Genomic DNA, 20282 nt, shown 5'->3' with positions numbered 1-20282 from the left:
TGCCTTTGCTGTTACTCGAGAAAATATGCGCTAACACTATCTATTAGTGAAGTGCATCGCCTAAGCTTAATCTTCCAGTCATCTCAAAATTAGCGAGGCTGCTATGAAATTAATCGTGAGTAGTGTTAGCTTATTGCTAGCAGTACTACACCTGGTAGCAATCAGCACAGAACAAGTGCAGGCACAAGTAATCATTCCAGCACCCAATACTACTGCCACCGTATCTAGTGCGGAAGGGAAGATTCTTCTGGCACAAGCTGCTACCCCCACCAAATTAGACAATGCTTTCGACCGAGAAAATTTAACGGAGATAGTACCGCAAATTGAGCAAACGTGGGAAAAACAATATGAAGATTACTTTCGGCTCAATTTCTCCGACGAGTCAATTACAGCAAAGGATGTCGCCGATACTCTAGGCAAAATCGCGGTTCAAACGGGTCAAAAGCCTGCTCTAATTTATGTAGTGCCTAGAGCAAAACAACTAGAACTGGTGTTGATTACTCCGGGGAATCAACCGATTCACAAGCGCATCCCACAAGCGAAGAGTGAAATCCTGCTCAAAGAAGCGGCAAAGTTTAGAGAAAATATCGTAGATCCCAGACATCGGAATAGTACCCGCTATCTGCCAGCAGCGCAGCAGTTATATCAGTGGATTATTGCGCCACTGGAGGCAGATTTAAAAACAAATAAGATAGACACGCTAATCTTTTGTGTGGGTGCTGGTCTGCGGACGATACCGCTGGCAGCTTTCCATGATGGGCAAAAGTTTCTGGTGGAAAAGTATAATATTGGGCGCATTCCTGCCTTCAAATTGACAGATACCCTCTATGTCTCTCTAAAGAATTCGCAAGTTCTGGCGATGGGTGCGTCAAAATTCAAGGAGCAAACTCCCTTGCCTGCGGTGCCAGTGGAGTTATCTGCGATCGCGCAAAAGCTATGGCAGGGTAAATTCTTCTTAAACCAACAATTCACCCTGGCGAATCTGCAATCGCAACGCGCCTCAGAACCTTATAAAATTATTCACTTGGCGACTCATGCTTTCTTCGAGCCGGGAGACCCGAGCAACTCCTACGTTCAGTTATGGGACGCGAAACTAACACTGGATAAGATGCGGCAATTACGGTGGAACTCTCCACCCGTGGAACTGTTAGTCCTGAGTGCTTGTAGAACTGCTCTCGGCGATAAACAAGCAGAATTAGGCTTTGCGGGGTTAGCCGTTAACTCTGGAGCGAAGTCTGCTGTCGCCAGTTTGTGGTCTGTTAGCGATGAAGGAACCTTAGCGCTGATGACAGAGTTTTATCGGCAACTGAAAGCTGCGCCGATTAAAGCAGAGGCGCTCAGGCAAGCTCAGATAGGGATGTTGCAAGGGAAAGTACGCTGGCAAGATGGTCAGTTGCACAGTTCTAGAGGGGAGATATCCCTGCCGCCAGAACTGGCAGGAATTCAGAACGTGAATCTATCGCACCCCTACTATTGGGCTGCCTTTACCTTAGTCGGCAGCCCCTGGTAATTTTTGATGAATTAGAGAGGTCGATAGACGCGATAGTTGATTTCGGGGAAGATGTTGTCTATTTCCTCGACTTTTTCTAGCCAACCGCTGTCGATTTTGCCATCTTTGATTTCGTCGTAGAGCTTGTGGAAGCGCATCAAGTGCGATCGCGTTCTTCTCACCGCATAAGGCACCATCGTTCCGGTTCGCATAATAAACGCCCAGTCAGAAGATTGTGCTAGCAGCACTTCCCGCGCCGCTTGATTAAGCGCTTTCCACTCCAGCTCATCCGCTGGTTCCCGCCGCGCCAGCTCGATCATCCGCTCTGCTGCCTTATGCAAGTGCGGGTAAATCCATGCGTTCGTTTCATTCAGCCAATACTCGTGGAAGCCTTTATAACCCCAACTCGACTGAGAAGGACGGCAGACTTGCTGCGTAGGATTCTCTTGTAAATAATCAGCCAAATGCGTCATCCGATACGTGCCTTGGTCATACCAAGACTTGCGGAACAGATAATCGATAAACCAAGGACCTTCGTACCACCAGTGACCAAACAATTCCGCATCGTAAGGCGAAACAATGATTGGCGGACGCTGCATAATGTGGTGCAAATGCTCAACTTGCCGCTCTCGGTTATAGGTAAAGTTAGCAGCGTGTTCAGCAGCCTTTTCCCGCGCCCAATAAGGGTCATAAAGTTGCTTATCGCCCAACCCTAAACCGCGCCCAGTAATCTTGTGATATTTGATGCCCGTATTCTTCCGCTGACCGTTTGGCATGATGTAGGGCTTAATGTATTCGTATTCCGCTTCCCAGCCCAAATCTTTGTAAAATTCCCGATATTCCGCCGCACCGGGATAGCCGACTTCCGAAGACCACACCTGTTGCGAAGACTCGTGATCTCGACCAAAGGCAGCCACTCCGGTTTCTGTAAAGATAGGCGCATAAGAGCCAAAGCGGGGACGGGGACGGGCGTAGAGAATACCATGTCCATCCGTCAGGAAGTAGCGCAATCCCGCATCAGCGAGCATCCGCTCTAACCCTTCATAATAGGCGCATTCCGGCAACCAAATCCCTTTAGGAGGACGCCCAAAGTTTTGCTCGTAGTGTTCTACTGCGACCTGAATTTGTGCCCAGACTGCCTGAGGATACATCTTCATCAGCGGCAGGTAGCCGTGCGTTGCGCCGCAGGTGATGATCTCCAGGTTGTTACTATCTAAAAATTGCTTAAACGCCGTTACCAAGTCGCCGTCATAGCGTTCCCAGGTTTGACGAATCTCGCTAAATTCATGAACGTAATGTTCGGCAAGATAGCGAATATGACCGTTATTCGCATTATGCTCAACTTCTAGTTCAACGAGTTCTTCCAGTTTCGCTAAGTGGTCATCGTAGCGCTCTTGCAGTAGCGGATCGCGCAGCATCGACACCAAAGGCGGTGTCATGCTCATGGTGATCTTGAAGTCAATGCCGTCCCGCTTTAAGCCTTCAAATACGTGCAGCAGAGGAATGTAGGTTTCGGTGATGGCTTCAAACAGCCACTCTTCTTCCAGAACGTAGTCACTTTCAGGATGCCGCACGAAGGGCAGGTGGGCATGGAGAACAAGAGCAAGATAGCCGATGGGCATAGTAATTCTGGGGTCTTAGATGGACATGAAATTGAAGCAGGCTGGGCAAAATTGAATTTATTTTAAGATTTTACGGCGAAAGCGAGTCAGCATTCGGCGGGGATTCCCAATAAGTTCCGGTGGTGGTTCGCCTATCCTGGTAATTGACGATCGATTTGCCTGCTCTGTTTTGAAATCAGCGTAAAGTTCAACCTGTGCTAAAAAAAGTAACTTTGACACTTAGCCTGTTAACCGGCGCTCTTTGCGTTGGTGGCTCTTTTCAATCTACGTTCGCCACTCCCCTTATTGTTGCCCAAGAAGCACCTGTCCAAACACCCGCCCCAGAACCAAAAGTCGCTCCATCCGCACCAGCTTCAGAAGCCTCCCCGGCAGCCTCCCCAGCACCGACCACTCAACCAGCGTCGTCTGAGGTAAAGCTGACTTTAGAAGATTTGCCTGCTGGGTTTCAGGAACTCCCACCGGATGTAGCCGTTGAGATTGCCTCCAAATTGGATGTTCTCAGACAACAGCTTACGCAAGCGAACATGAAGCCGGAGAACTTCTTTGCTTTCGTTAATCCGGAGAACTACCAAATCGTTTTGGGCTTCACTGGAAATATGCCAAATCAGCCCGAACAAGCTAATTTTGATGCGGGTCTGCAAGAAATGCAGAACCCTCAGAAGCAACAACAGATGTTGAGCCTACTGCGGGAGAGACTCAAAGCATACCAGGGACTAGAAGTTGTAGAATACAAACCCCTGCCGGAACTGAATAACTTGGGGAATGCTTCTAGTGGGATGACGCTGGCTCTGAAGATACAACAGCAACCTGTGCGGATGGATATCGCTGCTTTTCGCCGAAATTCGACAGGAGCGCTAACAGCGGTGATGTACGTCAATGGGAAAAAGCCCGCGGTGCAGGTAGGAGATGTGGTTCGCAAGCTAGACAGCCGGATTTTGCAGGTGTCTCCTGCTGCCAATCTGCCTCGCGCCCGCTAAAGATCGATAGAAGGCGATCGCGCTGAGCTTTCTCTCTTATGCGATAGAAGGCGATCGCGTTGCCCAACCAGATTTAAATCCCTTTCGGGGACTTAAATCTGGTTGAAAGCTCGCGGTTTTTCTTTCCCCCGATACAGGCGGAATCGAATTTGAGTGAGATATGCTCGCAGATAAACCCACCGGGCAATAGGAATTAAACGATGGATGACAAGCCGGGAATCGTGTCTGAAGAGACAGAAGCAAACTCCTCAACTTCTGACTCAAAAACAGACCATGCGGAATCTTTAACGCAATCCACGGATGTCAAGAAGCCATCGTTCTTCGATTCAGTTGCGACTGCTGGGCAAGCAGTGGCGAAAACAGTAGCCGGAGTCGGCATGGCAGTTGGTAACACTGCCTTCCAGACAGGGAAAGCTGTGGCGACAACGACGACTGGGGTAGCCCAAGCGGCGGGAAAACAAGCGCAAAAATTGCTCGAACAAACCACACAAGGCGCAGGGCGTGCAGTGACTTTTGTGGGCGACAACTCATTTTTGCGGCACGTCACAAAGGCGTTACCTACGAATTGGTTGCTGGGGATTATCAATCAAGTTGATGTCGTAAAAGCTGAAGCGGATGTTAAAAAGCTACAGCAAAAGTATCCCGACGAAAAACCGAATCAGATTGCCCATCGTCTGATGATGGAGAAAGCGGTTTATGGAGGCGGGATGGGACTGGCGACTAGCTTGTTGCCGGGAGCAGCATTGGCGTTGCTGACGGTTGATTTGGCAGCAACGACGCTATTGCAGTCAGAGATGGTTTATCAGATTGCGGCGGCTTATGGATTAGATTTGAAAGATCCCGCGCGTAAGGGTGAAGTGCTGGGAATCTTTGGTTTGTCTTTGGGCGGTTCTCGTGCAATTAAGGCGGGTTTGGGTTTGTTAAAAGCGACGCCAGTGGCGGGTGCTGCAATCGGTGCTAGCGCGAATGCGACGATGATCTATGCGCTGGGGTATGCGGCTTGTCGCTTTTATGAGGTACAGTTGCATTCTGAGGCATCGACGGAAAAGCTGGTAGAGTCTCAGGCAGCAAGCGAGAAGTATTTAGAAACTGCGATCGCGCAACAAGCGATTATGGATCGGATTCTGGTTCATATCATCGTGGCGAGTCATCCAGGCAAATCTTGGGAAGATATCTTACCGTCGTTACAAGCTGCCAAACTTAGCCCTGCTTCTCTAGAAGCGATCGCCAATAACATCAATCAACAACAGCCTTTAGATACGCTTCTAGATCAACTCAATCGGGACTATGCGTTGCCGCTGTTAGCTCAGTGCCATACAATCTCCCAACTAGATAGCGCAGTGACACCAGCAGAATCCCAAGTCATTGAAAAAATTACCCAAAAATTTGATGTTGACGTAGAAGCAATTAAAAAAATTGCCAGTTCGATACAAGGCTGACAGACTCTACTAACGCTTGTGCGCGATCGCTCTAATCACTCCAGTCTGCTTCAAAAAGCGAAGATTGGGGAACGAATCTAGTGCGTTTTTGTCTTTTGAGTGTTAGTCAGGCTTTTGATCTGGGAATCCTAGGAGGGAGACGAACTAAATTTCTCTCCTGCGATCGCTGCTAGCCATGACGAAACAGTGGAATTTTCGAGAACAAACCAGCGCCGGGGAAGAAGCACGCACTAGCGTTGCAGCTTTGATGAACAACAAGGCGTGCAACCAGGGGTACGACTTCTCTGCTCGGACTGGATTCTGTAGCGCTACGTCAGCATCAATAAGTTTAAGTTTGATTGCCTCATCTCTTGCATCTGAAAAACTCACCCCTCAGCTTCTTTCCCTTGTAATCAAAGCAGAGAATTACTTCTCTTTCCTGGCAGGATAAACGTTGCAGGAAACGTTTCCTGGTACAAGAGACGAGATTCATGAAAATTAGGAACTCCAAGTAACTAAATAGGCAGGTAAAAATAAATTTAAAAAATTAATTTTTAACTCAACTTAAGAATTGTTCGGTTGTTTGAATTTCTTGATGATTAGGTTTGTATACTTACTGATAACTCTTTCTGGTTATGACTGAACAAATCTCTCAAATAGCGGCGATGTTTGAACTTGGAGAATCAGAAAGTATTCTTGATAAACTCCCGCCCGAAGCCAAAAAATGGGCCGAAAGCTTGCCTTGGAGCCAGCGCCGTTATGTGCTGTCATTGTGTCATCTAATGTGTGCGGCTACTCCAGAAATGCAAGCCGAATTTCTGGATGATTATACGGCTACTGGCTTAGTTGCCAAAAGACTTCAAGACAAAAATACTCAGCAACGGGTCCAAGACTATTTAACACAATTTCACCTTAAGTTAGACTTAAATGAATCAGTTTTAAGAAGTTATATTAGACAGTTTTATATTCATTCAGCTCAAGATGTAAGTAGGCAGCCTGAATTGTACTTAGAATCAGCTCTGCGGCTAGTTCTAAGTTCAGAAGAACGCAACAACGTATTTAACTACATCTTGGGGTTTGAACTGATTAAAATGATGTTTAAAATGAGCTGGTTGCAGCATGAAAGACTATACCAGCTACAAATTAATCAAGAAGAGTTTTTAAATACTTATATAAAACCCATTCAACATGCTCATCGAATTAATGCAATCGTTGTTCCTAGCCCTAAAAGTCGATTTTTTGACAAACGTAATTATTTCGTACAAAAACCTGTGATTAGTGAGAAGAAGTTAATACAGCTAGTCATCGCTACTTTTAATACGGATTTAGTTACTCATTTTGGTTTTACAATTATTCGACATCTCAACTCTTTAGTTTTTGACTATGAATATATCTTTGAAGATGAACAAGAAGGTGTATTTAAATAATCCTAATTTGCTTTGGGCTGAAAACTTTATTAGGTTGATCGCCTTAGCCAAGCACAGGGTATGCAGTGCTATAGCCTGGGATGACCGAAACCTCCCTACTCCATAAAGTTGCAAAGGTAGAGGAGGCTTGCAAGTACGTTATTTTTGAGCGCAAAAAAAGACAGGCATTTTGCCTGTCTCATAATGATTCAGTACAACGCCAAACTTAGAAATTCATCTCAGCAGCTTGCACTCTTTCAACTTGCTTCTTCTTCAGGACTAGCAAGACTTGACACAACATGATTGCAGCAATAAATGCCATCAACCACTTGATCCGGGTGGGGCTTTGCAAAACGATTTCGGCGTCCATTTGACCAAATCCACCGACGTTCGGATTGGAGGTCAGCGCTTCGCCAGCTTTGACTTCCTGCCCTTCGGAGACAACTAGCTCTGGACCGGCGGGAATTGTATCAACAACTGCATTGCCTTCTGCTGGTTGAATGGTGACTTCAGAGCCACCTTCTTCAGCTTGGGTAATGGAAGTGATGCGACCCGCTACGGAAGCGCTATAGACGGAATTGTTGCTCTTTTCACCTGTGGGGTAAACCTGACCGCGACCCCGGTTGCCACCCACGTGAATCGCGTATTTACCGAAGAAAACTTTCTTATCGGTCTGTGGATTGGGAGACAGAACGGGGAAGATAATTTCCTGATATTGATCGCCTGGAATGGGACCAACAATGACAATATTTTCTTTGTCTTCGCTGTAGGGTTGGTAGTAGAGTTCCCCAATTTTTTCCTTCATTTCTTCAGGAATTCTATCTTCGGGGGCAATTTTGAAGCCTTCTGGCAACATTAACACAGCACCCACGTTCAAGGGACCTTTGCTACCATCCGCTTGCACTTGCTGCGTGTTGGTGTCGTAAGGAACTTTTACGACGGCTTCAAAGACGGTGTCTGGGAGAACCGATTGAGGAACTTCGATTTGTGTGGGTTTGGCACCGAGGTGACAGTTAGCACACACAATCCGCCCCGTTGCTTCGCGAGGGGTTTCAGGATAGGTTTGCTGTGCCCAGAAGGGATAGGCACTGGCTGATTGGGGAAGGACTAGATCGCTGGCGAGGAATATTGACACGGTGGCGATCGCAACCAGGACGGTTTTGCAAATCGCCTGTTTGCCTATTTTGGATATCGCCGATAAAGAAACTTTTCTCATCTCTCAAGAAGGGATTCTGGGTCGAATTTCAAACAATATCTATCAGTTCTTTGTCCTTAGGTTTCGTTCTTAGTTTTTTGTCCTTTTCATCCTTCGTTTTTGGTCGGTTACAAATAACCGATGACCCATGACGACTAACTGATGACTGATAACTAAGCACCGATGACTAATGACCTTATGTCCACCAAGGATTTTCGCCGGTACGGAAGTCGGTTTCCGTCCAAGGCGTTAATGTAACCTTGTCCTCCGCCACGGTAGCGTGAACCAGTGCCAGAGACAGCGGTGCTGGTCCCCGTACCACCTTGCCGGTGCTGTCATACTGGGAACCGTGGCAGGGACACATAAACTTGTTCTCACCAGAATTCCAAGGAACAACGCAACCCAAGTGGGTGCAGACGGCGTTTAAGCCGTAATTGTCAATGGTTTTCTCCTCGGTCACGACAATGTAGGTGGGGTCGCCTCTGAAGCCTTGAACCAAGGTGCGATCGCCTGGATTATGATTAGCTAAAAAATCACTCACAATGACATCGTTGCCGATGGCATCTTTGGCAGTTAGACCACCACCCGTTCCACCACTCGAAGGGGGGACAAAATACTTAATAACGGGATACAGTGCCCCCAGAGCTGTTCCTGTAATGGTCCCAAAAGTGAGCAAATTCATAAATTGACGACGCCCCATATCGGGAACGTCTGACGAGCTAGAAAGTTGAGCCATGAGTAACGTCTGAGTGTATAGCTATGTGAACAACCCTGGGCTAAGTCCCAGATTTTGTTAAAACTTGCCCAATAAATATATACCAAGCAAGTCGCAAGCCTGTTCGCCACAAACCCTTTTGTAGAAAGGTTTACAGCCTTGCTAAGGGTATTATTACATTCTTTTGCACCGTATCATTAATTTAAGAAGCGCTCCATTTATGACGAAATGTAAAGAAAAGTAATTGCGATAAAACTATGACAGGACAAGACCTTCGCCAACTCCTGATCGACAAGTGGGGACGCTCATACGATATCCAGATCAGGCGGACTCAGGGCAAAATTTTCCTCCAGGTAATGTGGAAATACTTAGAACAGGCGTCTTTTCCGCTGTCGGAGGCAGACTACATAGCGCACTTGGAGACTGTCGCCGAGTATCTTCATGCTTGGGGTGGAGCTGACCAAGTACAACATTATATTGAACAAACGCGCGATCGCCCTCGACTCGGTAAAGCAGTCAGCATCCCCCTAGACCTGGGCGAGCGAGCCTCGGAGTGGATGCTCGAACAGTTTTAGGAGCCGTGCGTGCGATTCTCACTCAATAGAACGACAGCTTCCTGTTGCCACTATTGTCGCATTCACTGCATACCTAAACTATCTTTTGATTCGCAATAGCGACACCTGTTGTCAAGTGCTTTGTCAATTATTTTTTAAAAGATTTTGATGTATGAGGGTTTTTGGGTTGGGAAGCTCCTACTTCTCAAATCAACGTTGACGAACTCATTGCAGAATGGGTAAATTTCTGAATGGAAATTTACCGCAGCACCACAATTATCCCAGGGCAAGGTGTAAGACGAACCCTCTTGCAAGCTCGCTTCAGCCAAGACAAGGCAAAGCAAAGGGTTTCAATTCGCCCTCGGCTTTGTAAGGTATTTTCATCTGAAAATGTTTCTGAAGACAAGATTGAAAATGTTCAGCTCAGCCATTTCACCCTTGAGGTTCGTCGAGTGCAGCTATTCAGGGCGATTCCCAATACAGCAGCACTCCAGAGAGCCGAAGATGAGGCAGTTCAAAAATTAACCCGTCCAGGTTGCATAGTCCAGGTTGCATCGTATTTTGCCGATCTCAGCGCCCTACGAGCTTAACTAAGCCAATCCCGCTGTAGTAGAGTCCCAAGACGGCACCCGCGAGGAGGCTTTGGGTGAGGGGGTCGGTGGAAGGCGTCAGGATGGCACCCAAAATTGCTGCTCCCAGGATCACAAACCGCCAGCCAGATAGCATTTGCCCAGAAGAGACAATTCCCAAAAAGCCGAGTAGCAGCTGAACGATCGGAATTTGAAATGCCAATCCGGTGCTAAACATCAGCAGCAACACGAATTCAAAATATCGGTCAATTGACCACAGCTGCTCGACGACATCTGCCCCGTAACTGATGAAGAAATTCAGAGCGGCTGGAATTAATGCTACATAGGCAAATGCCAGTCCCCCCACAAACAAGACACCCGACCCTAAAACAACGGGTCCTACTAAGCGGCGTTCGCGGCGAGTGAGTCCTGGGAGAACAAACAGGATGAGCTGGTACAGGATAAAGGGGCTGGCTACGAGCAAGCCACTGTAACCAGCAACTTTAATGGAGACAAAGAAGTATTCTCCCGGTGCCAGCTGGAGGAACTTGACTCCCTGCGCCGGTACTTCCAGCAGCTGGACAATTGGCTTGACAAACAGGAAGCAGCCAATAACACCTAAGGCAACTGCAATCAGCGCATAGAAAATCCGCCGCCGCAACTCCTCCAGATGGTCGAATAGAGACATCTCGATCTCAGCGGGCAGCTCATCAAGGTATTCATCTTCTAGATTGCGGTTCGCTGATTCCGGCTCCAGGTCTGGATTTAGCTGGGATGCGGTATCGACTTCTGAAGGAAGCGTCATCGGTCAAGTTTGATTTGAAGATTTCTTGACTATTGTATCCGGGTCATCCGTACCGTGCGATCGCGCATGGCTCACCGACCCTTAAAAATTGAACAAAGCACACAAATGGAAATCAACGCCACTCTTAAAAGCTGGTAATGGGGAATCGGTCATCGAAAATGGGTTTTTACCAATTTCCAATTCCCAATTCCCGATTCCCTAAAAAGCGATCTTTAATCGCGCCTAAGTGCAAATTCCAATTTTTAATTTTTGAATGCGGTTGGCTGACCTTCGGAGTATTTTGCTACCTGCTGGGAGATTTTCGGATTGTACAGGCGTAAGTAATTCCAGTAGTTGCCAAATACATTTTTGACATAACCCTGCGTTTCATCAAAGGGAATGGCTTCGACGAATTCATCTGGATCGCTGACTTTTTTGCCTTGGAGCCACTTTGACAGATTACCAGAACCGGCATTGTAACTTGCGATCGCTAACATGGAGTTATTTTTGTAGCGATCGTGAATTTCATCCAGATACCAGGTGCCTAATTTAACGTTGTCGTTAGGATTTTCCAGGCTATATTTCTTGAGGCCAATGTTTTCGGCAACCCATTTACTGGTTTCCGGCATCACCTGCATTAAGCCAACCGCACCGGCAGTGGAACGGATTTTTGGCTCAAAGCGGGATTCCTGTCGGATGACAGAGATCACGAGCAAGGGATTGAGTTGACGTTGTTGAGACCAGTTTTCAATCGCTTCGACATAAAGCGTCGGATACAAAGCCTGCCAGTAAGCAATTTGTTGTGTTAGAGCTTTGTACTGTGCTTGCTCCTCCGGGTTCTCACGGTCTTCTAAGCTGGAGATTTTAGCAATTCCTTGCAAGTGGTCTCCCATATTGAGCCGAAGCAAACCATCGGTAAATTGTTCTGCCACCGTTGGGTTGACCCGGTTTTCAAACTCCGCTTGCCAGAGCCTCCAGGCATCTTTGCCTTGACCCATTTGGTAAAGTTCTTGTAAAGCAGCAGAACCCACGGGCAATGACGGTCGCTTGGCAGGCCATTCTACTTTAGGATCTCGCTGACGCACGCTGTTAAAGTCTCCCACATCCCAGCCCAGCATGACGGCAGACCGCCAAGCATAGTAAGACTGGGGATACTTCGCCACGACGTTCTCAAAAGCTGCTTTCGCCTCCTGCTTGCGTCCCAGCTTGTTTGACCATTTACCCACCCAAAAAGCCGCCCGACGAGCTAATTCGCTATCAGGATTCTGAGTGGCGATCGGCTTGGCGATTTGCAGCGCCTCTTGGTAATTTCCACCCCGCGCCTTCGATTGAGCTAATTTCCACCGATATTCTGCCGCGGCATCGGTATTGCCATACTTGGTGAGTAATGATTGACGCGCTTCGGCTGCGGACTCAGAACTTTTAAGACTATCGAGAATTTTCGCTTCTAATAGGATGGCTTCGCCAGCTCGGTCGGGGAATTGACTGATAACTTGGTCGAGATAAGGAACCGCCTCGATAGCGGGACCGATTTTGGCGATCTGGATGAGCGCGGTTGCACTTTCGTTCGCATTGGGGAAGTCTTGCACCACCTCTTTATAAGCGCGGAGGGCTTTTACTTTCTTTTCAGCGAGATCGAGTCCCCTCGCGACCCGGTAAGCGTTGTGAGGGGTGCGGGGGGCTTTGGCATAAGCAGTACTGGCTTGACCGTATTTCCGGTTTCCCCAGTAGCCTAAAGCGATCGCTTCCCATACTTCTGGCTTGAGTTGCTCTGCTGGCAAACCTATCAACTTATCTAGCACTGAAGTAATTCCTGGAGTGTCAAAGGCATACTTTGCCAGCGACACCATCAATTTTGCTTGGTTAGGATTGTCTTTGAGTAAGGCGTGGGCGATTTCCAGGCTGCGGGGATGACTGGGAAATTTCTCAACGGCTTCTTCCCAATATTTCGGTTCCGTCTTCCCCAGCACATATAAAGCTTCGACTGACACGGGATCTTGAGAATGGTGTTTTAACAAACCTTCCCAAGCTGCCTTGGCTTTTCGGGTGTTGCCGGTGAGTTCGTAAGCTTGCGCTCTCCGAAGAGCAATGTGTCCGTCTAGGACGCGATATTCAAACTCTAATCCTTTTAACCATTCCAGTGCTTTTTCTCCCTGTTTGGAGGCAATCAGATCGCTTGCCAGGAGATAACGGGCGCGGCTGCGGTCGAGGGATCTTGGCCCTGTAGCGATCGCTTCTAGTTGTGATGCCCGCTTTTGTGGGGGTAGCGAGATTAAAGACACAATCGCAGAGTTGTCGATCTGATTTCCCGACATCAAGAAACTGCCGTACCCATGCATCGGCACCCAGCCAACTACTTTTTCCAGCCAGACGCCATACTTAGTTGGTAAAAAGGTGGCTCCCAAAAGGATTGCGCTTAGTCCCACACCCGCAGCGATCGCGACTTTGTTTCCCCGTCTAGATTGATAGGGGCGAGAAAAACTAAACTGTGACTTTCTCCGAGCAAAAATCGAGCGTGACTTCCTCATGTAACCTCCTGGCGGCGGACATTGCTCCCTCCATCTGGCATTTCAGTAACGTCGATTTCGTTATTTGCTTTTTCCAGATGGAAGACCAAACTGGTCGTATTATTGACAAGCCATCCTTCTAATAACTGGCGGCTCGTTGACTCTTTATCGCTAATAGGTAAAAATCCTTTAGAGAAAAAAGAATGGAAGGAAAGCGTGACTGACACGCCGCGTTTGCACTTGAGGGAGATCCCCTGGCATTTGGATGATTTAAGGAAGCGATGGAATTGACCAGCATTCTAAATTTGAGCGATGAGAAGATCGCGAGTATTTTGCAGCCCCTGATTTGAGAGCCTAATTTTAAAGTTGGTAGCCGTGCCATCATACGCTTGGGTTCCGGTAGCCTGATTCGCGGTCATCATGCTTATGGAACTAAACAATAAACGTTGAAATTAGACAGCTCTTACAAAGCAGCCGCGGCTTGTGCCCGATTAATGAATGAAGCACAAGCGCAAAACTCTTTGAATTCGCTGGTTATTGGGTGATACAAGCTCCCGCGCTGACTGCTTTACTCAGCAGCCATTGACATGGAACTCTATCTAAACCAGGATAATCGATTTAAGCGAACAGCCGAAGATTAGTGATCCCCGTCAGTGGGCGCGAGGAAATTTTAGGCAGCAAGCGATCGCTTCTATGAGAACAACAGTGTTCAAAATTGATTAACACAAATTCATGAAAAATTTATATTATCCCCTCACATCTGGGAGAAAATCCCCCAACAGAGAGTAGACACGCGGATGTTTCAGCAATCACTGGATAGCCGCAGATATTACCTGCTAGAAGCTGCCCAGAAATGCTTAAAAATTCTTCAAGTTTTCAGGATATATGAAACTTCTTGCAAAAATGACAAAGCCAGACGAGAGCAGGCTAAATAAAATTGTGCTTTTACACGATTTAAAAGATTTTTGCAAGAAGTCTTTGATTAATTTTTGAGTGCAGTTGGCTGACCATCCGAATATTTGGCGACCAACTGGGCAACCTGTGGATTGTACAATCTAAGGTAATTCCAGTAGTTCCCAAACACCTGTCTGACGTAGCCTTTAGTTTCCTCAAAGGGAATTTCTTCGACAAATTCATCAGGATCGATAGATGGCCCTTTCTCTTTTAGCCATTTCGATACATTACCGGGACCCGCATTGTAACTGGCAACCGCTAACAAGGAATTATTGTTGTATTCCTTGTGGGTAAAATCTAAAAACCAGGTACCCAGCTTCACGTTATCGTTGGGATTTTCGGTGTTAAATTGCTTGACGCCAATTTTATCCGCCACCCATTTGCCGGTTCCGGGCATGACCTGCATTAAGCCAACTGCACCCGCAACCGAACGAATTTTTGGCTCAAATCGGGACTCTTGCCGAATCAGGGCGGTGACAAGCAGGGGATTGAGCTGGCGCTGTTGCGACCAGTTTTCGATAATTTCCAAGAACGGGAACGGATACAAGGTGTGCCAGTAAACTGGTTGTTTGCGGATTGCTTTGTATTCAGCTTGCTCTTCGGGTGTTTCTCGGTCTTCTAGAGTCGAGACCAGGTTCATTCCTTTCAGGTGGTTGCCCAATCCCACCTGCATGATGCCGTTAGTAAATTGTTCGGCAACGGTTGGCTGCATCCGGTTCTGAAATTCTGCCTGCCAGAGCGTCCAAGCATCCCATTTTTGACCGAGCTGGTACAATTCCTTCAACGTTTCAGACCCAGAGGGTAAGATGGGATGCTCGTCGGGTCGCACCACTTGCGGGGACAATTGACGGACGGTGGTAAAGTCTCCAACGTCCCAGCCCAACAAGACGGCAGATCGCCATGCATAGTAAGACTGGGGGTATTTTGCCAGGACGTGTTCGTAAGCGGCTTTTGCATCCTGCTGACGCCCTAGTTTGGCAGCCCATTTGCCGACCCAAAAGCCAGCTCTGGGAGCCAATATATGATTGGGGTTTTGGTTGGCGATTGGTTGCGCCCATTGCCAAGCCCCTAAGAAATCCCCTAGAGTCGCCTTGGCTTGGGCGACTTTCCAGCGGTATTCTGCCGCGACATCGGAACTGCCATGTTTAGTCAGGAGCAATTGACGAGCTTCTGCGGCTGATTTGTCGCTGTTGAGACGATCGAGGATTTCGGCTTTGGCGAGGAGTGCCTCACCGGCTTCGTCGGGAAATTTGCGGATGACGATGTCGAGATAGGCGATCGCTTCCGGTGGCTGGGATGATAAAGAAGCCAGACGCCTCAAAGCGAGTCCGGTTTCTTTGGCATCGGGAAATTGCTGAATCATCTGTTGATAAGCAATTTTCGCTTCGGTTCGTTTCTCGCCCAGATGGAGTCCGCGCCCAATGCGGTAGGCGTGGAGGGAGGTGCGGGGGGCTTTGGCGTAGGCTTGTCCGGCTTTGCGGTACTGACCGTTTTCCCAATAGCTATAAGCGATCGCTTGCCAATCTTCTGGCTTGAGTAGCCCTGTACCTTGCTGTTTGAGCGCCGCTTCATGAGAAGTCACCAGCCGATCCAGAATCGGGAGAATGCCAGGGTCGCTTGGAGCATTTTTGGCTAAATGTAAGAGTAATCTGGGTTGATTGGGATTCTTACTCAGGGAAGAACGCACAATTTCCAGGGTGCGCGGATGGCTTTTGAACTGAGCGATCGCTTGTTCTCGATACTTCGGATTCGTTTGCCCCAGCACAAACAACGCTTCTGCGGCGACGGGATTATCGGGATAACTTTCGAGTAAATTCTGCCAAGCTGCGGTAGCTTTTGCTTTGTCCCCGGCAAGTTGGTAAGCTTGGGCGCGTTTCAGGGCGATGTAAGGGGCAAGAACCGGATAGTCTGCCTCCAATCCTTCCAAAGACGCGATCGCTTTTTTAGGCTGCTGTTGTTGGAGCGAATCGTTCGCCAACAGATAGCGGGCGCGATTGCGTTCTGGGGATGGGGTGCCATTGGCGATCGCTTCGAGTTGTGCGGCCCGCTGTGCCGCCGGTAGCGACGCCAATGGCAAAACAGAATTCTTGGATTGGCTCCCCGGATTCAAAAGGGTTTTATCGGGGGACTGACCGTTCGGGGTTAATTTCTCCAGCCAACTGGTTAATTGCGGGACTGACAGCGTTGCTCCAGCGACTAGCGCTAGTAGTCCGGCTCCAACACTTAGCAAAATTTTATTTTTCTGTGCAAGCTTTAGCATCGATCCTTATCCTTACCAACCCAAAAAGGGCAACAACCTTGTATTCCGTTAGTACCGTCTACAGAGAATCCAACGCAGCTCCATCGGAGGGGTTTCTTGGATGGGAAACACGTCACGTCCGCTCGTCCAGGATACAAACCAATTAGTTGGGGGCCATGCCTCTTGCGGAAGGTGAGCGCGCTCATAATCAAGCACAGACTCATCTGACAGCATTTCCAGAGGTAAGTCCTCCATCGCTCGCTTCAGCTCCGATCGCGTCATGATATACGATGCCGCTACCTGTGACATTTCCCGCACCCGATCGTTTGGCTCATATCCATCCACAGCTAAGAAGAGGTTGAACAGCAACAGACCGCTACCTTGGATAACATCGCACATTTTCGCCAAGAGTAAGCGGACTTGATCGTTATCCCGGAAGTGAGACACCACTTCCGCCACAATTGCGAATTTGTAATAAGCGGGTCGCATTCTCACGAGGGGATCGAGGATATCACCCTGGATGACTCGAATCGGTAAATTTTCCGCAACTGCCGCATTTAGCAGTTGTTCCGCCAAACCGGGAGTCAATTCTAAAGCATCAACCGGATGGCCTTTTCGCGCCAAGGGAAGGCTATTGCGACCTGTTCCTGCTCCCACATCAAGAATTGGGTTCCGAGCCGGATCTCTAAATTGGGCAGCCGTTGCCATGACTTTCGCGTCTGGGTGACTACCAAATAGGGGCGGCTCTCGGTTCTGAATCCACTGCTGGTACTCCTGGGCAACCGATAAAATCCTGGTTGAGACGTTACAGGTGAGGCTATTTAAGGAAGTAGGATCGGGTTGGTACTGAATGACTAATCGAGCATGAGGAGAAGCCAGAAAACCTTCTTGAATATTAGATGCAATCAAATCGCGCAATTTTTGCAGTTCTTCAGGAGAGAGTTGGCGACCAATCGCCTCAAACAGCCGCACTAGCCGATTGAGTGCATAATCTAGCATTGATGGCACGCAGGGCATCGTCAGTTCACCGCGGGCAGAGGAATGATGATTAAACTGTCTCTGGAGATCTTGCTGTAGCACGCTCGGATCGGGGCGGGCTACCGACTGGTTGCTAGGAACTGGCGCATTGGATGGCGACGAAAGAGGTTGAGGTTCTCCCCTAGCTTTTGAAACCATCAATCCGCTCCTAAGTCCAATCGGAAAAAGTGTATTCCTATAAAGTGTATCTACAGGGGACAAGTTACGCGGGTGGGCAGACGAGTCTTGTTGATGATTTTTGAGCAATACTGTTACAGGTAGTGCTTTAAGGTAAGAGCCGGGGATGGATATTCGAGCGATTGATACGCCGCGTTTGGACTGGGCTGGGGACGCTCTCGCCCTTGGTTTTTTTGAGGATGCGGTAGAGGTGACAGACGATTTAGCGGTGCTGGATGAGAAGTTTGCCGGTACGCTGAACGAACTGATTGCAGAAACAGAATTTAAGGGAAAAGAAGGGAGTAGTGCCGTCACCCGCGTGGGTGCGGGTAGCCCGGTTCGGAAAATTATTCTGGTAGGACTGGGGAAAGCAGAGGCGTTTCAACCGGATACTCTGCGGCGAATTGGTGCGGCGATCGCGCGGTTAGCGAAGAAGGAAAAGAGTAAAATCCTGGGGATTAGCCTGCCGGTGTGGAATCAGGCACCCGATGCAACGGCTGGCGCGATCGCTGAAGGGATACTGCTAGCTCTTCATAAGGATAATCGCTTTAAGTCAGAACCGGAGGATAAGGAGCCGCAGCTAGAGCGGGTGGATTTACTCGGATTGGCAGGTCAGGAAGAAGCCATTAATCGCGCTCAATTCCTATCTTCGGGGGTGATTCTGGCGCGGGAACTGGTTGCTGCACCGCCGAATGAATGCACTCCCATAACGATGGCTCAAACCGCACAAGCGATCGCGTCTAACCACAACCTCCAGTTGGAAATTCTGGAACAAGAAGAGTGCGAAAAATTGGGCATGGGGGCGTTCCTCGGTGTTGCCAAAGCTTCCGATATGCCCCCTAAATTCATCCATCTCACTTACAAGCCAGAAGGAACACCCCGCCGGAAAGTGGCTATCATCGGCAAGGGTCTGACTTTCGATTCGGGTGGTCTGAACATTAAGGGCGCGGGTAGCGGCATCGAAACCATGAAAATGGACATGGGAGGTGCTGCGGCTACCTTCGGTGCGGCGAAGGCGATTGGTCAACTCAAACCAGATGTTGAAGTTCACTTTATCTCAGCCGTCACTGAGAATATGATCAGCGGTCACGCCATGCACCCAGGCGACATCCTCAAGGCATCCAATGGCAAAACGATTGAAGTGAACAACACGGATGCGGAAGGTCGATTGACTTTAGCCGATGCGCTGGTATTTGCGGAAAAGCTCGGCGTTGATGCCATTGTCGATTTAGCCACCCTGACGGGTGCTTGCGTCATTGCCCTAGGCGATGATATTGCTGGGTTGTTTACCCCCGATGACACAGTTGCTCAAGAGTTGCTGCAAGCATCAGAAAAGGCAGGGGAAAAGCTGTGGCGGATGCCGATGGAAGAGAAATACTTTGAAGGCATCAAGTCTCCGATTGCCGATCTGAAAAATACCGGCCCTCGTCCGGGTGGTTCGATTACGGCTGCCTTATTCCTAAAGCAGTTCGTCCAAGAGACACCTTGGGCACACCTCGACATTGCCGGTCCTGTCTGGGCGGATAAAGAGAACGGTGTCAACAATTCCGGTGCTACGGGTTACGGTGTCCGCACTCTCGTTAACTGGGTCCTGAGCCACTGATATCTCAGAGACATCCCGATTATCCAAGGCTTGGTAATCGGGAATGGTGAGTTGTCGTAGGGACACAGGCAATGCCTGTGTCCCTACTTTTCCTCAATCACTCATTCGTTCCCGTCTTTTGTTTTTTGCTTTTCACCCTCAACAGCTTGTTGAACAGCAGGGCTATCGAGAATCTCTTTTGCCATATTCATAAATTTCAGGCTGTCTGGATGAACGGTGCGCTTGAGCTGCGGCACTGGTTCTGGCTGCGACTGAGATTGTTCCGGTGTAAATTTGCGGTTTTCTGAATTCATCAAATACTTGCGCGACCTACACCCCAGTTTGTTCGGGATTGAGAACTGAGCCAAGCAAGAGAATGCTCAATACTCAGCACATTTTGAGGGGAGAAGCCGCACCCTCCAACTCAAAGACATTAAAGATTTACTTTTCCAAATATTTTAACGGAACGAGCCTAATTAGGTCGTGTCTCCCGCCAGGGTGAAGTAGACGGCTTGCCGTGTCCCACGTCCAGGGATTCGCTAATTTCTGCTGTACCCTTGGAGTCGGTCACTGCTGAACCCAGACTCACTGCCAGAGGATGCCTGCGGGCTACCCCCAACACCACGAGAATTTAGGCAATTTATCTGCTCGCTCGCCACGGTGAAGTATATGGGTATACCCAAAGGCTCGATTGCCGAATCCCATTTATGTCTTATTACAGATGATATTACGTGCGCATCTCTTCTAAGATATGGACTAACGATAAAAGTCGTTTTTGGCGAGCCTTTTAATCTAACTTTATCTAAACTTCACAAGAGTCCCCACAAAACCCGGAAATTTAAAGCTTGAGTAAAGATACTTAACCCATGTGTAGATGAGTTCCTAAGTATTGGGTAAAATCTTATGAAGCTTTAAGAAAGTTTTCCGTAAAAACCCCGATCCAATGGTGTAGATTTAACCAAGATAACTGAGGTTGACTGCAACGAGAGAGCGATCGCTCAACCCAGCAACCGCTTCGCTGTCAGTCTACTTAAGCATTATCGCGGGGAAGATTTAGTAGGCCTTCTACAAAGCTCG

The 20282-nt window shown here is 48.4% G+C and carries 18 protein-coding genes; 7 read left to right on the top strand and 11 right to left on the bottom strand.

Annotated features, from left to right (window positions below; genetic code table 11):
• Positions 1-103: 103 nt before the first annotated feature.
• The gene (locus tag NC997_RS21380) at positions 104-1510 is read left to right on the top strand and encodes a CHAT domain-containing protein (RefSeq protein WP_190524904.1); all 1407 of its coding nucleotides are present in this window, start codon (positions 104-106) and stop codon (positions 1508-1510) included.
• A gap of 11 nt (positions 1511-1521) precedes the next feature.
• Here NC997_RS21380 and NC997_RS21375 read toward each other — a convergent pair whose 3' ends face one another.
• Positions 1522-3111 carry a glycoside hydrolase family 57 protein gene (locus NC997_RS21375; protein ID WP_190412177.1) on the bottom strand — a complete coding sequence of 530 codons (1590 nt, stop codon included), beginning with the start codon at positions 3109-3111 and terminating at the stop codon, positions 1522-1524.
• A 194-nt stretch (positions 3112-3305) separates the two neighbouring features.
• Between NC997_RS21375 and NC997_RS21370 the strand changes: the two genes are divergently transcribed.
• Together NC997_RS21370 and NC997_RS21365 are read left to right on the top strand one after the other, a co-directional pair.
• Entirely contained in the window at positions 3306-4088 is a 783-nt protein-coding gene (locus tag NC997_RS21370) for a hypothetical protein (protein WP_190436095.1), read from the top strand.
• Between the two features lie 200 nt (positions 4089-4288).
• Positions 4289-5527, top strand: a complete 1239-nt coding sequence (locus tag NC997_RS21365) for an EcsC family protein (protein WP_190524893.1) — start codon at positions 4289-4291, stop codon at positions 5525-5527.
• Between the two features lie 144 nt (positions 5528-5671).
• On the opposite strand, the gene NC997_RS21360 is transcribed toward NC997_RS21365, so the two are convergent.
• Positions 5672-5896 (bottom strand): hypothetical protein, encoded by a 225-nt coding sequence (locus NC997_RS21360; RefSeq protein WP_190412179.1) that lies wholly within the window; start codon positions 5894-5896, stop codon positions 5672-5674.
• Positions 5897-6141: 245 nt separating this feature from the next.
• Here NC997_RS21360 and NC997_RS21355 point away from each other — a divergent pair, with 245 nt between their 5' ends.
• Positions 6142-6933: a cobyrinic acid a,c-diamide synthase gene (locus NC997_RS21355; RefSeq protein WP_190524891.1), complete on the top strand. Its 792-nt coding sequence runs from the start codon at positions 6142-6144 to the stop codon at positions 6931-6933.
• A gap of 205 nt (positions 6934-7138) precedes the next feature.
• Here NC997_RS21355 and petA read toward each other — a convergent pair whose 3' ends face one another.
• On the bottom strand, positions 7139-8128 hold the full coding sequence (gene petA / locus NC997_RS21350) for a cytochrome f (protein ID WP_190412181.1): 990 nt from the start codon (positions 8126-8128) through the stop codon (positions 7139-7141).
• A gap of 175 nt (positions 8129-8303) precedes the next feature.
• On the bottom strand, positions 8304-8843 hold the full coding sequence (gene petC / locus NC997_RS21345) for a cytochrome b6-f complex iron-sulfur subunit (protein ID WP_190412182.1): 540 nt from the start codon (positions 8841-8843) through the stop codon (positions 8304-8306).
• A 236-nt stretch (positions 8844-9079) separates the two neighbouring features.
• Here petC and NC997_RS21340 point away from each other — a divergent pair, with 236 nt between their 5' ends.
• Entirely contained in the window at positions 9080-9397 is a 318-nt protein-coding gene (locus tag NC997_RS21340) for a DUF3067 family protein (RefSeq protein ID WP_190412183.1), read from the top strand.
• Positions 9398-9627: 230 nt separating this feature from the next.
• The gene (locus tag NC997_RS21335) at positions 9628-9966 is read left to right on the top strand and encodes a hypothetical protein (RefSeq protein WP_190524889.1); all 339 of its coding nucleotides are present in this window, start codon (positions 9628-9630) and stop codon (positions 9964-9966) included.
• On the opposite strand, the gene tatC is transcribed toward NC997_RS21335, so the two are convergent.
• The 6 genes from tatC to NC997_RS21305 form a co-directional block, all read right to left on the bottom strand.
• Positions 9947-10750, bottom strand: a complete 804-nt coding sequence (tatC, locus tag NC997_RS21330) for a twin-arginine translocase subunit TatC (RefSeq protein ID WP_190524887.1) — start codon at positions 10748-10750, stop codon at positions 9947-9949. The two genes, NC997_RS21335 and tatC, sit on opposite strands and share 20 nt — an antisense overlap.
• Before the next feature lie 242 nt (positions 10751-10992).
• Complete coding sequence (locus NC997_RS21325) at positions 10993-13257, bottom strand: transglycosylase SLT domain-containing protein (protein WP_190524885.1); 2265 nt, start codon at positions 13255-13257, stop codon at positions 10993-10995.
• Positions 13254-13463 (bottom strand): hypothetical protein, encoded by a 210-nt coding sequence (locus NC997_RS21320; RefSeq protein ID WP_190412187.1) that lies wholly within the window; start codon positions 13461-13463, stop codon positions 13254-13256. Before NC997_RS21320 ends, NC997_RS21325 begins: the two co-directional genes overlap by 4 nt.
• A 72-nt stretch (positions 13464-13535) precedes the next feature.
• The gene (locus NC997_RS21315) at positions 13536-13658 is read right to left on the bottom strand and encodes a hypothetical protein (protein ID WP_277878931.1); all 123 of its coding nucleotides are present in this window, start codon (positions 13656-13658) and stop codon (positions 13536-13538) included.
• 560 nt (positions 13659-14218) lie between these two features.
• Positions 14219-16450 carry a transglycosylase SLT domain-containing protein gene (locus NC997_RS21310; RefSeq protein ID WP_190524883.1) on the bottom strand — a complete coding sequence of 744 codons (2232 nt, stop codon included), beginning with the start codon at positions 16448-16450 and terminating at the stop codon, positions 14219-14221.
• A gap of 48 nt (positions 16451-16498) precedes the next feature.
• Positions 16499-17605, bottom strand: a complete 1107-nt coding sequence (locus NC997_RS21305) for a class I SAM-dependent methyltransferase (RefSeq protein ID WP_190524881.1) — start codon at positions 17603-17605, stop codon at positions 16499-16501.
• Positions 17606-17750: 145 nt separating this feature from the next.
• On the opposite strand from NC997_RS21305, the gene NC997_RS21300 reads away from it, so the two are divergent.
• Complete coding sequence (locus NC997_RS21300; RefSeq protein WP_190524879.1) at positions 17751-19226, top strand: leucyl aminopeptidase; 1476 nt, start codon at positions 17751-17753, stop codon at positions 19224-19226.
• Positions 19227-19327: 101 nt separating this feature from the next.
• Here the strand turns inward: NC997_RS21300 and NC997_RS21295 are convergent, their stop codons facing one another.
• Positions 19328-19519 (bottom strand): hypothetical protein, encoded by a 192-nt coding sequence (locus NC997_RS21295; RefSeq protein WP_190428861.1) that lies wholly within the window; start codon positions 19517-19519, stop codon positions 19328-19330.
• Between the last annotated feature and the right edge of the window lie 763 nt (positions 19520-20282).

The sequence above is a fragment of the Trichocoleus sp. DQ-A2 genome, assembly GCF_039961915.1.
Lineage (GTDB): Bacteria > Cyanobacteriota > Cyanobacteriia > Cyanobacteriales > FACHB-T130 > FACHB-T130.
This window is presented reverse-complemented; position numbering and strand designations above follow the sequence as displayed.